Genomic DNA, 14077 nt, shown 5'->3' with positions numbered 1-14077 from the left:
TCCTATTAGATTGTATTCCAGGACAGACAAAGGCTACCTGAACGTAAAGCGAAGTATAACCAAGTAACATTACGATAATGCCTATCTTGGCAAACGTTCTTCTCCTTCTTTATCTATAACTATTCAGCCAGTGAATCAGATTTCATCTCCCAACTTATTGCCTATCATTTTCTTATTTTTAGATATGGCTTTACATACGCAATTGCTTGGAGGAAGTTTCCATATTATCTCAAAATCTTGAAACAAATAAATTCGCATATCCGCGGATAGCAATGCCCCAGAAAAATAATCTTTTCCTCTTGGGTCGTCTTCCGGAGTTCCATTCTTATTTGGGGTAACATGGCTTGCAAATTGCTGCCTCTTCCGAGCAGGTAGATTGAATTAGCGGGAGTATTATGATTATGGTAATCGGTGGTCGAAACAAGTTCTTATCCCTTGACAAAAAAAGCCGAATGGATCGTTCTCATCCACTCAGCTCTTAGGGTTATTTTACAATCATTTGTATAACATCACTTACCGTTATTCCACTTCCATTCATGTACTCTTGATAAATGCCAGAAGCTTTTCCCGAAAATTGTGTATTTGCCACCTCAACACCGCTATTATTCGGAAAGTGCCGGTTTTCCTGGCTCCTCATTTGCAAGCAGCTCCGGACTAACGGAATGTCGTTCGAACTTAACTGCATCGACCCTCGTATAGATCATATCGGCAGGAAGCGTTGGTGGGTCTACTGTTGTTGGAGTCTCCCTGGTTAAGCGAACATACTCACTGCCGTCTCCCGTAAAGTCGAACGTGCCCAGATTAACCCAACCTGATGAGCCGACCGTTGCATCGATATACGTGACCTCGGTACCCGTCTTATGCTTCACTTCCACTTTGACATGATTATCGTTTGCCGTCGTATGGACGAGCTTGAAGATGGAGACCGTATATTTCCCCTCCGGAAACTGGCCTTTCCACGTTGCTGATGATCCTTGTACTGTAGTGTAACGCGACTTAACCCCAATTTTGTATCCAGCTAGATTGCTTTGGTTCCAAGACCCTTCTGTCGTGTACAACCCCGTTGTATTTGTACTGTCGACGATAACCGTTAGGTCCTTGATCGTTATGGACAAAGAAGGAGTTGTTAAGGTCACTCCGTCAATCGTGACCGTGGCCCATACCTCAATGTGATCCGTTGCCGCATCGAGATTTAGAAGGGTTAACCTACCGCTGCTATCCACTTCAGCCAGATCCGTACGGTCAACGAAATACTGCACATTGGCCTGTGACAGATCACCGATCAAACCGTTATCCAAATAGCCGGTTACGCTCAGTTGTGCGTTTTGAGTCATTTGCAGCTCGTTCCGATCGGACAGGATCACCGCCGATTCCAATTGCGGTATCCTGTTCGAATCCACCCACATGATCGCATCGGCTACTACCCTTGATTTATTGGCCTTATTGGTTAGTTCCACGTAGCCACTATCGCCTGCAGCAAAAGGATAGTCACCTAGGTGTACCCAAGTACCATTGGCCGTTGTCTCATCAACGGTAACTGTTTCGGAGCCCCCGCTATAATAAACGGTAAATGAGGCATTCGTTGCCCAATTTTCAGTCGCAGCTGTTATCTGCGGAAGCTTGTAATACACACTGTAAGTAACACTTTCCGGCAGCTCCGGCCGCCATTTCATTTTGCTTGTCGCTGTGCTGGCTGTCGATTTGGCATACACATAGTTATCATAGTAATAGTCGTTAGCCGTCGTATCCCTTATCCAAACACCTTCTGTCTCCGCCTCTGTATTATCCACAATGATAGATGAACCATCCTGCCCATCATCGGGTTGGACTGGAGTTTCCGTTACCTGATCAGGCAGATAGAGTGTCCGTTTGCGGGTCTGTTTCCCTTCCGATTCCACATAATACGTGAAGGTTTGGGATAAATCGTTCACCCGTACCGACCATTCCATCGGATAGATCGTATCCGGGATGGTCGTATACGTAGCTCCGCCATCCAAGGAATAATGGATTGTCGCTGGTTTTGTCGTTTTGGCCTGCACATAAGCATCATAAACCGTTTCGTCGGGCTTAACGATCAACATGCCTTTAACCGCATCGATTGGACTGTGGGTATCGAAGAAATAGCTTGCATCCGATGGATCAGCAGTTCTGACCTGATGCAGCGGCACATCAATGTTGAGTCCTTCTACAATGATAGCGGTGATTCCCTTGCTTGAAACCGTGGCCTGAATGATTCCGCCACTCATAACCGTTTGTTCTGGTGTGCCATTATCGCGGATGATCGTTACGGTATAATCTTGTGTCGGGTTGAACCCAATGATTTGTTCATTCAATTCGATTGAAGTCTGAACTTCTTCTGACGATACGTTGCTTAACCCGATGTAGAATTTATCCCCGCTCTCTCCTGTTATCCAGTTCAATTGAGGGTCGTTAGTCTGGATAATTCCTTTGGGCATCCAGAGCCAAACGTCGGAATTACCATAAAATTGGCCCGGTTTATTCCCATAGAGGTGATATTTGAACCATAAAAAATTTGTTTCGAATACCGAAGGAAATGAAATACTCTCATTCGACTTCAATGATTGTTCGCTAATCAAATAATCCATCGTTTGCCCGAGCTGCCCCGGGATGTGGTGATAATAGATGGATGTAGCCCCGCTAGGGCCTTCCAGAGGAAAGTCCGGTTCAAGTTGGCTAACGGCGAAACCTTTATAGTAATAACCTGGATAACTGGAATATCGACCAATAACCGCATTATGAGCAATATCCTGCAGCAGTTTATCCCCTGTATAGAGCGACAATCTCAGCATGAATGGAGCTTCCTGAGCATTCATCCGATAATAGCCGGTTGTACTTCCTGCTTCGAACGTCAATCCGCTCGGTGAAACAAGCCAACGATCCGCTTGAACGCCTCCGGCTATATCTTCTGGAAGCTTGAGCCTAGGATATTGAAATTTACCGCTTTCTGGCCAATGGAACGACTCCGCGTAATTATACGTCTCAGGCTGCGGAATCGTAACGTTACCTTCCGGAACCGGACGAGCAACGAACATGGTTGCATACCGTTTAGCTTCCTTATAAGCGGCATTCAAGTATTTGGGATCCTGCGTTTCCTCATAAAGCTCCAGGATCTCCATCCACAGCTTGCTATAATAATAAATGAACTCATTTTTACTCACATTCACAGATGCAGGCGTATCGATATGCTGCAAGATATAGTTGTCTGCTGCATCCTTGGCAGCCTGTAGATACTGTGCCTCTCCCGTCATACGATACATCATCAGGGGCTGAATGACAGGCCCCCGGTCTTTCTGATCAGGGTCACGCATGAGGTACTCCTCCTGTGCCATCGCCCCAATTCCTGCCGAAGTTCCCATCATCTGATTGACAGCGGCTACGCTTGAAACATCGAACGGCAGGGTGGCCATTTTCCATAACGAAGGCACGCCGTATACGTTCTTCTGCGTCGGCGACCATCCGATACCATTTCGCGATACGCCATATTGGACGGACGGCAATGCTCTCTTATCGTAAAGCTGGTCATCCCCGGTCAAATAGTAAGCTCCCAGAAGAACCGCATTCGAACTTGTTCGAACGCTATCCTCGTTTTCGATATCAATAAAGCCCTTGGCACGGCTCCACCACCCGCTGGGTGACGGGACATAATCAACAGAGTCATCCCCTTGCGGCTCTATCTTAAGCAGATCGATCATATTGAACATCGCGTCAGTAAGCGACAGGTTCGAGACATTTTCCCGGTATGCAGAATAACCGTACTCATTACGAAGAATATCCGCGTAGGACTCATACAGATTGCTTTTTTGAGCGATTAAACCCATATGGAATTGATAGGTGTTTTCCGCGGTCATTTGCGAATAAGTCCCTAATTGAGGAGCATACAGGATGGGCTGCACGCTGCCTTCGTTGTTGACAAGGCTCATGCCAAGCCGTTGTTTCGTAACGCCTCCCGTCGGTTCAAATTCAACCGGAAGCTCTTCCGATGCTACAAATACCCCATATGTCAAAGGATTCCCTGAACCGTCATTCTTCTCAACCAGACTCATCGGGGCGCTCAGCTCCCTCAAGCTTGTTGATTCCACCGTACCTACCATTTTTGCATGCGACCTAAATCCATTTAACACTTCATTGACGCCGGAGATCAGCTCTGTTGTAAAGGACTGATATCCGATCACATAATTGCCATCACGGCGAGGCGTGAAGGCGAAGGAAACATCTGGTTTATCCCCTGCCATGGACCAGTTCACTTCAAAATCGTAATCACTTCCATGAGAGGAATCAGTTAATACCGCCGTGTGGTTGTCGGGAAAAGTGATCCCGTCGAATGTAATCCAGCGTTTGTTCATGGTATCGTAGTAATTGGTTCGGCTCCCCGCATTCCCATCCAATAAAACCCATTGCTCCTCAAGTCTTTCCGCCACAGTATTGATCGGCACCCAGTTTCCCGTGTCCGTGTTCTTGTAGAACATGTCACGAACGATGGATTTGCCCCCATCCCATGCTGCCTCATAGAAGGTCGCCTTATAGTCTGCATTTTCGATGCTTCCTTTTTCCGTGTAACTGAGATTAGCTAATGTGCGGCTCCGCAGCGGGGGCAACGGCGGTGCTTGCTGCTGGATATTCCCTTCGAACTTGACTGCATCGGCCCGAGTAATAATCGTGCCCGTCGTAGGTTGTGTTCGAGTCAGCCTGACAAATTCGGTATCATCACCACTGAATTCATACTCCCCCAAATCCACCCATCCGGCCGATGGACCCGACGAAGGTCTAAGATCCATAAACATGACATCTGTAATCCCGTTATGAACAATCTCAATTTTTACATTACTATCTGCTTTATCTGCCCAATCAAGCTTATAGAATGATATTCTCGCCGTCCCTGCTTCCAAGCGTGGATTCCATGTGATACTTCTGCCTACGGCATCCGTATATTTGGAACTGGAATTATTGTATCCCTTCACTCCTGCGCTTGTGGTCCAATAAGGAGCGGAGAACCCGTTATTCGCGTTACCCGCATCAGGTGTCACAACATCATTGATCGTGATGCTCCCGTCATCGATGATAATCGTCTGATACGGTAAGGTTTCCGCATAAGCGGTCCTTATTCCGACCAGGCTGAAAGGAATTACTATCGTCAACATGAAAACGATGAAGAAAAACAGCTTCCTTTGGATCATACAAATCACAGCCTCTCTTCTTAATGATAACGCTTCCAAAAAATGATATTCCTTTGCTCAGTCGATCGCAAAAATGCAATTAACCTTATCCTTTTGGCTAATCCCGCTCTGTCGTTTTTATATTAGCATGTCACATCACCGTGAAATTTCTTTCATTTTAAGAATTTCTTATACGATTTTAAGTAAAAAAGAAACCTACATCCTCATTGATTGCTCAGTTGCAGTCAGATAGAATGTAGGTCTTCCAAGTGGACCAATCCATTATAATGGAGGCTGCACCAGCAGCAACTTTCCAAGCTGAATGACCGTTTGATCATACCAAGCGGGATGTTGCCGAACATGCTCCATACTCCGTGCATTGCCACTTGCCTCAAACACGGCCCGTTTGTCTGTCTTCTCGTGATCGATTTCGAAACGAACTGTATGTTTCCCATTGGATAGCTCTGGCAAGAAAACATACTGATTACGATTATGATCGTTATAAGGTGTGAAGCGATCGATAAGAAAGGGCTCCCCTCCATCCACCGTTACCTTCAATCTGCCTGAATCCGGCCCCCCGATATCGAATAATCCGATGTGGGTTCCCTCAAACTCCACTGTGATCGTCTCTCCAGGATCGACTGCTCGCCATAGACCGGGGAACAACCAATCGTACTCGCGCACTAAAGGAAAATCATCTGGGGTCATGTAAGTCCACCCTGAGGAAAAATGAGTAAAAATATCCAGTGGCAGCATGGTTGCATACTCCCAAGGATTGGCCAGGATCAAAGGTTCCTGTGGCAAGTGTTGTTCGACCTTTCCCACGTGATCTCGAAGTTCTCTGATTTTCTCAAACGACCGGGTGATAGTGTCCGTGTAAATCTGGTGTCCTTCGGGAATCGTTGGATGGATCGAATCATGCGTAAAAATAATGGCTCCGGGAATGGACACGGCTGGCTCTGAGGTAAAAATAAGCTTTCCATCCGAAACCAATTGACAGACCGCTACACCCAGATGAATCGAAGGAATGCCGTAATAGTCGGCGACTTCCTCTTGCATAAGAGCTCCCTTCTGGTATTTGCCGGATTGAAATGAGGTCAAATCCCGCTCCTTAACCGTATATACGAAAAGAATATCGGTAAAACGGCTCCGCTTGCGGATCTGTCGGACAATTCCTTCGATTCGCGCCTTGGATTCGGGAACTCCCCCATCGTTTCCAACAAATTCAACAAATACGAGATCAGGCTGATGACTCAGTACATCTGTCTCCAAACGGGCGCAGCCGAGGTCCGATCCTGTCCCATCAATGCCTGCATTTACAGTGTGGATATCCGCATTGGGATATTGCCCTCGAAGCCATTCTGCCGTCATAACTCTGTATCCTTTAGAACGTGTATTACTGCCGCCGAAATAGACAATAGTTACGGTTTCCCCATTTTCCAACTTGTGAATGACATTAGGGAGCCCTCTTCGAGGGAAAAATTCCTTCATCGCGACTTCACCCGACCTCACTTAGCGTTTTTAGAAGCAAAAAATTTTACAGCAAACACTTCATAATAAGGAGAACCATACGTAGCACTGAAATCAAGCCGAATTCGGGTTACCCCTTTTGTATTCACCTGATGTTTATTCAAGGAAAGATAATTCCCACGGATATTCATTTGACTCTCAGTTCCGTCTTCTAAGGTTAAGGTCACATCATAATCCTGGATAAGTGGCTCAATCGGATCGTCGAAATGCTCCAAATTCAGCTGCGAATTGAAAACAAGATGGATTTCATTCAGATTCTTGGGGCTTGCAAAACCAAATTCCAACCATTCCTGTCCTTCTGTACGTTCAGAAATCCAGCTGTTCGGCAGACCATAAGGTCTGGAGAAGCCGTTGATGACATTCTCAGGGCTATACATATTTTGGGATGGCACTAGGTCTTTGAAGCAAATGCTCTTATTAAGCTTCTTCAGCCTGGAAGGTACTTCTGGTCTATATTGGAAGCTGACTGCTCCTGTCAACTTCTCTTCATTTCCGTGTACGGCAAGACTCGCCGGGCCTTCCAAAACGATGTAGATTTTGTCATCAGCCGGTTTCTCGCAGCCCAGGTCCAGCGTAATCCAGTCATCAAGACCACCTGGAATAATCAAAGGGTAGTCTTTCAGCTCGTTGGTGGGAATATAGTTTTCCTTCCGTTCCCCGCCAAACAGCTTCACTTGCAACGTTTCCGAATGCTCGGATCTATTTTTAATGTTGATTCGCACACTTTCAGCCACAGATGTCTGAATCGGCAAGACCAAACATAACGCTTTGTCCAAGGATATCTCTTCGGTTGGATGAAGATGTTCATAGCTTCGCTGAGACGAGGCACGAATTGTTAATCCTTCAGCGAAATAAGGATCCAACTGCTCTTGAAGCCCTACAATCGTTTGCCCGTCTCGAAGCAGCTGCACCTGAAGCTCACCCATATGGGCTTTGACGATGGTCGAAGGGTCTGCCTCGTATTTCAAGCATAACGCAGCAGCCGTTCCTACCGCCTGCCCCATACAACCGCAAGTTGCCATGACCCTTGTCGATCCAAAAGCCACATGGGTAGCGCTTATATTACGACCAGCGAACATCAGATTAGGAATATTGCGTGAAAATAAGCTGCGGAAAGGGATATTATACAATCCCGGCACGAAATTCCATGCTGTAGCCGGCCCCTCATCGTAAATGCCTTTATTCGCATGCAGATCCATATACCAGCCTCCGACGGATACCGCATCTTCGAAATGAGGCTTTGTTGTAAGATCGTTCTGAGACAGCATGTGCTCCCCTATAAACCGCCTCGACTCCCGCTTTCCCGGAATCGGGCATACATAATCCAAGATGAGATTGTCCACATCATCAAACTCGCCACTATTTTTGATATAATCCCATATCCCGTACACCAATTTCCGCAGTTCCAATGCGATGTCTTCATTATTCTTGATAATATCCATATGTCCGCCGTATTCCAGCCACCATAATCCGCCAAGCCCGTTGATTTTCCTTGGAAAAGACCGATGGTTTAAGCCTTTTCTGATACTATCGAAAAAGGCCAACTTCGTAATGTCATATGCAAAGCCTGGTCTTTTGTATGGAACGGGATAGTTTACGTCACGGGCTTGAAACAGAATCGTATCACCCATGGTGTAATGATCCGCCACTTCAGGAGCTAACTCCTCGTTGTATTCATGCTTCGCCTCTCTTCCCCATCGGAAGTGAGCCCCTGCTTGGTATCCAACAATTCCATCGCCGGAGCAATCGATGTAGGTTTGGCTTTCAAAACGAAATTTTCTTTCGGAAGCCAATTGAAGGCCTTCCACCCATTTGATTCTCCCGTTCTCCATGACCGTTTCATGCACACATGTATTCAGGAATAGAGAAATGTTAGGCTCATCATAAACCATGTCGAGCATGACCGTATCCGAGAGCGAGAGCATAAGCTTCTTGTTATATAACGGATTATAATGAAAGATCTTCAGCTTGAGTTCTTCCACCAACCCGCCCTCGCGTGCATAATAGGATGGACTGTTTCCGAGATATGCCGACCCGTTGATATGAACCCTGACCTCGCTGCTCGCGTTTCCCCCAAGAACCGGCCGATCATTAATAAGTGAAACTTGCAGCCCTTGGCGTGCGGCAGCAATGGCAGCGCATATCCCAGCAATACCTCCGCCTACGACGGTTACATCTGCTTTCATAAGCTCCATTTTGATAACCTCCATGATTAGATGCTTCTATCATGGTAATGGTTTTGGTCCTCTTTTTTTTACAGGATTTCGCGAAAAAATCATAACTTTTTTGCATCCTTATTTGGATTCGTACCGTGTCATTTTTATCCGGTATTGCTTGGGCGTATCTCCCGTATATTCTTTAAATAGTTTGCAAAAGTAACCTTCATTGACGATGCCTACTTCTTCGCACAATTCCAATAAAGAATAATCCTTAGCATTTAATAGTTCGAGAGCTAGTTGGATTTTTTTTCGATTGATGTAGCTGATCACGCCTTCGTTCATTGTTTTTTTGAATAAACTGCTAAAATAGGATGGTGCCAAATTCACTTCCTCAGCAATAGCCTCCAGCGTTAAACGCTGTTTCAGGTTTTTCTCTATAAAATGCATAGCACTCATGATTTCTGCACGATGTAATAGTTGACCCGCGTGTACGTATTCGAACGTGAAGTCGCCAATATAGGCGAGCTGCTCCTGAAATGCCATAAATTCCATGGGGAATTCTGCTGCTTCCGTGTACAGCTTGTTCCCCGATTTAAACTTCTTGGTAATGTCCCTGTATAAGTCTCTAATCATCGGTGCCATGATGGACTTGTGGATTTTATGGTCCGTAACAAATTGGTTCAGATCGGCGATTGCATTGTCCAGCTCTTCCTTGGAAATCTTCCTTTTCACCCATACCAGAAAATCAGCCAGCTTCTGCTGAAAGTCTGCTTTTTTGTCATTATGGTATTGGAACCGATGCATGGGTGTTTTTACGACTTTCTCTGTATGGTAATAGAAATCCTCACTCACATTTTTAGCTTCCGTATACGCTTGTTTGATCGATTCCCAACCTCGGTACGGACCTCCAAAAGCGACGGATACCCTTTGATTCAAATATTGATGTAAGTGGGAGACGATCTGCACTCCCAAGGATTGGCAAGCATATTCCGTTTCCATATCACTGCGGTTATTTTCCCAGGATAAAAAACCAATAAAACGATTATCGGACAGATCCGCAGCTACGCCGCTGCCACCATTCATCACCGTCTCTTCAATTACATTCGTAATCGCATATTTCAAGATGTTTTGATCAGCGGCTGAGTATTCGTTTCGGAAACTTTCATACGTATTCATTTCAACGATGAAGCAGCAATAGTTGGCTTGAAAGAAATGAAACTGCATGCGATTGGCAAAATCTGATGCCCGATGAGAAGGAATTTCGCCTCTGATCAGTTCGTTAAAAAATTGCTTGCGGACTCTATATTTATTTTCAAGCACGGATACGTTTAACGATTGGAATTCCGCTTCTTTTTTCTTAAACTCATTTAAAATTCCGGCTGCCTTATTCAAAGCTCGATCCAAATCCGCTTCCCTTAGCGGAACCTTTACGATGTACTCCAATACGTTGGCTTGAATAGCTCGCTGGGCGTATTCAAAGGATGAATAGGCGGTCAAAAGTATGTACTGGGTATGGGGGAGCTCAGCCTTGAGCTGCTCAATCATGGAGATTCCGTCCATTCGCGGCATAACGATATCGGATATGACAATATCCGGTTTAAGTTTTATGATCTCCTCGATCCCATTCAACCCATTATTTGCTTTTCCCACTAGAACAAATCGCTTATCCCTATGAGAGAGCTCACTAAAAAACAATTCCAATCTTTGTATGATCAGGTCTTCATCGTCAACAATGAAGCAGGTATAGTCTCTCATCATTATGCATCTCCTTTTTGTAATTCTGAGGGGAATAAAGCGCGTACACGGGTTATCTCCTTAGGTATGCTAATGATTTGCAGTCCGAATTGGTCTCCGTAGTGAAGTCTTATTCGGCCATGAATATTATTCAGCCCGATTCTTTTCCTTTTCACTTCCATTTCACTCGGTTCTGAGATTAAAATATGCTTTAATCTATCAGCTGGAATTCCCTCGCCTTGATCAACAACTTCTATGATGACGATACCGTCTTCCCTGTACGCATGAATCGTAATAGGTCCCTCAATTCCCCCTCCGTTATAACCATGGAAGATGCTATTCTCCACAAGAGGCTGCAGCAGCATTCGAAAAACCGGAAAATCCATTAATCCTGCTTCGATATTTTCAATCAAGTGGAAGTTTCGGTTATACCGAATGTTCTGGATCTCGATATAGTCCGCTACATTTCGTAATTCCTGGCGTAGGGAAACCTTCTCTGAGGCATCGTCTATCCCGTATTCCAATAATGAAATGAGCGATGCAATCACCACATCTACTTTCTCTATTTGGCCGAGACGTATAACATTGCTGATCGAACCAAGTGTATTATACAGAAAATGAGGATTGATTTGAGACTGTAGCACCTGGATTTCCAGCTTTCGCTCAAGTTCATTATGAAGCTCCGCTCGCCGAATCAGTTCCACAATTTGCTGCAGCATCCGATCGAATGCTCGTGAAAGATCTCCAAACTCATCGTTTCGATTAATCGTTATTGTCGTTGTGAGGAAACCTTGCTCCACCTGCTTCATTTTTGTTTTGAGCGTATAGAGTGGTTTTCTTATATATTTGGCAACCAAAAAAGAAATGAACGAACTTAACAGAAAACCCGCAGCTAGAAGCTCAATATAATAGGTTTCCAATCTGGACAAAGCTGATTTCAAGCGTGATTCATCGTTGATCGAGATGATGGTCCAGTTGAATTTCTCCGTCGGTTTTTTCAGAAGGGAGACCGGAATGCCATCCTTGGTATGCAGTTGAAGGCTTGTTTCTGTCGTATCCAGGATTTGTTCCGCTGACATTTCCCCGATTGAAAACGTATGATCTTGAATATTCAGTAGTCCTTTATTTCCAGAGAATCCGGCAATGATTTTACCTGACGCGGTAATTAGAGCCAGATTCATTTGTTCTTGTTTATTAATCTTGAACAAGGTTTCTTCAATGGCATTTAGATCCAAATCAACCGCAATGGCCATAGGAAACGGAGCACTGTTCAGATATCGAACCATCGTAACGGTCCAGCCGGAATACTTCGATTTGTAAGGTTCACTAACAAAGGTGGTCCTTCTGTTCTTCTCAGCCGCATCAAACAAAGGTTCTCTTTCAGATAAAGGTTCATCGAATATCCGGGTAGCTGTACTTCCGCCCAGAATGGATAAATCGCTTTTGATCAAATAAATATTACTGACGTAATTACTGTTGAGTTCATAGAGCTCTCTTAATTGCTTTTTGATCACTTCCGTATTCTCAATATTGGCTTTCACTGATGTTTCGACCGAGAACAGGATCGTCTGGAAGGAGGAAAAATTAACGGTGAAATACTGGTCTACCTTTTCAAGTATTTGGTTGGTGTAATAAAGGTCATTGGTTCGTATTTCCTTTTGGACATAGCGATAAGATAATTGACTTATCAAGATGATGCAGCTTAATACAAATGCAAATACGATAAAAAATAATTTTAAAGGCAAGCTGAATCTTCTTCGCATCGATCATCTTCCTTTTACTTCCGTAGTAAACTAAGAATAGCATATGACAATAAAGAGAGGGCTACGAATAGCCACTCTCTTCGTTTATATTTTACTTGATAAGGCCGGCTTCTTTAAATTGCTTGATTGCTGAATCCTTATATTTCTGCATGTCAAACTTGGTATCCAAGGTTTGGAGGAAATTGTCCCAGTTGGAAAGAGGATCTTTGCCCGTCATAAATTTAACCAAGCTTTCATTAATGAAACGTTGGCGGTCAGCATCCAAGGTATCGCCGGGGTCTGGGGTCAATAAATTTCCGGGCAACGTTGGCCCCACATATTGCTGATTATTCTTGAATGCCTCCGCCGTCTTCGGATTCTGGAAGCTGAAGTACTCCGCATCATCACCACGGCGCGGCATTCTATAATGATCGACCCACAGATACTTCTCTTTCATTTCTTTCGATAACTCGGAGGTTTTATTTTTGATTTTGCCGTCCACCACATCCCAATGAATACCTTTAATTCCGTATGCAAAGTTCGGATAGGCTTCTTCGTCCGTAAAGAGATAATTCAGCATGGACAAGATTCGAATGATTTTGTCCTTATCCGCTTTCGCAGAAATAGCCCATGAATTGCCTTGGAACGATTTTCTCTCTACAATTTGATCACCGTAGGGACCTTTCATCGGAGGAATGACAATCCATTCCGGCACCTCGCCGCTAATTTCTTTCATTTTCTGCTGATAATCCGGCTCCAGCCTGCGGGCATCTCTGATCATGAAGCCAACTTTACCCTTAAACATCTTTTGGTCCAACAGATCAGGCGAATTCATCGTCACCCAGTCTGGGTCTACCACTTTAGCTGCCATCATTTTGTTAATGTAAGCAAGCGCCTCTTTCATTTTGGGATCGATAAATAGGAATATCGGTTCATTATCTTTTATTTCAACGGCCGAAGGAGGATTGACGCCAAACATCCACATCAAGCTATCAAAGCCGTAAGTTTGCAGATTGCCTTCTTTATTCATACCGCCGATGAATCCGTACGTATCGTTTTTGCCATTACCGTCCGGGTCTTGCTCTGTAAAGGCTTTCATAACTTCGAACAGCTCATCAGGTGTCGTTGGCACATCCATATTCAGCTTTTTCAGCCAATCGTTGCGGATGAAGAAGCTTCGGCTGATACCGTTAACATTATCATAGCCTGGAACTCCGATCGTTTTTCCTTGATAGGACATTGCCTCCCAGGAGTCGTCGCCAAATCGTTTCTGCAATTCAGGGAATTGATCCAGATACGGTGTCAAATCTGCAAGAACGCCTTGGTCATAATATTGAGCGAGATCAGCCCGGCTCTTTAAGAAGATCAAATCTGGAATATCTCCACCAGCAATGAGCGTATTCAGTTTGGTTGTTGCTTGCCCAGCTTGAGGAATCATCATATCCAAGTCGATGTTCAGCTCTTTCTCCAACATCTGGCGTTGAATATCTTCATCCCGTGGAGGGATTGGAGCAGCAGCATTGAAAGTACCTTGGTTAAACATCGAAATTTTCATTTTGGTTTCAAACTGACCAGACTGCCCTTGCGAATGACTAGAAGCTGTTGATGTAACCTCTTCGTTTCCTCCACATCCTGACAGTAGCGTTCCCAGTCCTAAGATTGCCGACAGAATAGCATATGAAATCTTCTTACGCTGCATATTGTCCTCTCCTTTGCTTGTATATTATCACGGTTTCCC

6 protein-coding genes are annotated in these 14077 nt (G+C 44.8%); all 6 read right to left on the bottom strand.

What is annotated here, in order from left to right; translation table 11 throughout:
• Window positions 1-602: 602 nt before the first annotated feature.
• On the bottom strand, window positions 603-5195 hold the full coding sequence (locus ACFTRD_RS12505; RefSeq protein WP_379380216.1) for a golvesin C-terminal-like domain-containing protein: 4593 nt from the start codon (window positions 5193-5195) through the stop codon (window positions 603-605).
• Between the two features lie 261 nt (window positions 5196-5456).
• Complete coding sequence (locus tag ACFTRD_RS12500) at window positions 5457-6665, bottom strand: SGNH/GDSL hydrolase family protein (protein ID WP_379380214.1); 1209 nt, start codon at window positions 6663-6665, stop codon at window positions 5457-5459.
• 17 nt (window positions 6666-6682) lie between these two features.
• Complete coding sequence (locus ACFTRD_RS12495; RefSeq protein ID WP_379380212.1) at window positions 6683-8899, bottom strand: FAD-dependent oxidoreductase; 2217 nt, start codon at window positions 8897-8899, stop codon at window positions 6683-6685.
• A gap of 99 nt (window positions 8900-8998) precedes the next feature.
• Window positions 8999-10621 (bottom strand): response regulator transcription factor, encoded by a 1623-nt coding sequence (locus ACFTRD_RS12490; RefSeq protein ID WP_379380210.1) that lies wholly within the window; start codon window positions 10619-10621, stop codon window positions 8999-9001.
• Window positions 10621-12360 carry a sensor histidine kinase gene (locus ACFTRD_RS12485; protein WP_379380208.1) on the bottom strand — a complete coding sequence of 580 codons (1740 nt, stop codon included), beginning with the start codon at window positions 12358-12360 and terminating at the stop codon, window positions 10621-10623. Before ACFTRD_RS12485 ends, ACFTRD_RS12490 begins: the two co-directional genes overlap by 1 nt.
• 91 nt (window positions 12361-12451) lie before the next feature.
• Window positions 12452-14038 carry an extracellular solute-binding protein gene (locus ACFTRD_RS12480; RefSeq protein WP_379380206.1) on the bottom strand — a complete coding sequence of 529 codons (1587 nt, stop codon included), beginning with the start codon at window positions 14036-14038 and terminating at the stop codon, window positions 12452-12454.
• Window positions 14039-14077 lie beyond the last annotated feature (39 nt).

Origin of the sequence: Paenibacillus sp. NPDC056933 (assembly GCF_042674385.1) — a bacterium.
Classification (GTDB): domain Bacteria; phylum Bacillota; class Bacilli; order Paenibacillales; family Paenibacillaceae; genus Paenibacillus.
This window is presented reverse-complemented; position numbering and strand designations above follow the sequence as displayed.

Excerpts from the sequence above, each read along its gene's own strand:
- ACFTRD_RS12505 (WP_379380216.1), bottom strand. The coding sequence starts at position 5,195 with ATGATCCAAAGGAAGCTGTTTTTCTTCATCGTTTTCATGTTGACGATA.
- ACFTRD_RS12500 (WP_379380214.1), bottom strand. The coding sequence starts at position 6,665 with ATGAAGGAATTTTTCCCTCGAAGAGGGCTCCCTAATGTCATTCACAAG.
- ACFTRD_RS12495 (WP_379380212.1), bottom strand. The coding sequence starts at position 8,899 with ATGGAGCTTATGAAAGCAGATGTAACCGTCGTAGGCGGAGGTATTGCT.
- ACFTRD_RS12490 (WP_379380210.1), bottom strand. The coding sequence starts at position 10,621 with ATGATGAGAGACTATACCTGCTTCATTGTTGACGATGAAGACCTGATC.
- ACFTRD_RS12485 (WP_379380208.1), bottom strand. The coding sequence starts at position 12,360 with ATGCGAAGAAGATTCAGCTTGCCTTTAAAATTATTTTTTATCGTATTT.
- ACFTRD_RS12480 (WP_379380206.1), bottom strand. The coding sequence starts at position 14,038 with ATGCAGCGTAAGAAGATTTCATATGCTATTCTGTCGGCAATCTTAGGA.